The sequence below is a fragment of the Flavobacterium macrobrachii genome, assembly GCF_014486675.1.
Lineage (GTDB): Bacteria > Bacteroidota > Bacteroidia > Flavobacteriales > Flavobacteriaceae > Flavobacterium > Flavobacterium macrobrachii.
Map to the genome: position 1 here is coordinate 1 of NZ_JACTAC010000222.1, position 247 is coordinate 247.

General features: G+C 41.7%; 1 protein-coding gene. It reads left to right on the forward strand.

What is annotated here, in order from left to right; genetic code table 11:
* Window positions 1-247: hypothetical protein (locus IAI56_RS16045; protein ID WP_187658804.1), on the forward strand; the 247-nt coding region annotated here is incomplete at both ends.

The window sequence follows — 247 nt, forward strand, 5'->3', positions numbered from 1 at the left end:
CTTTAACCCAGGAGTTGTAAGTATTTCAGCAACAGGATTGGTAACGGCCAATGCGAACACTTATACTTTTACAGTTACCAATGCATCTGGTTGTACCTCACCATCATCAGCTAACATTGTAGTAAATACTCAACCAAGTACGCCAAGTGCGCCAACAGTTGGTTCGGTAACACAGCCAACATGTACGACAGCCACAGGAAGTTTTCAAATCACAGGATTCAATGCTGCAAACACTTATACCTTTAAT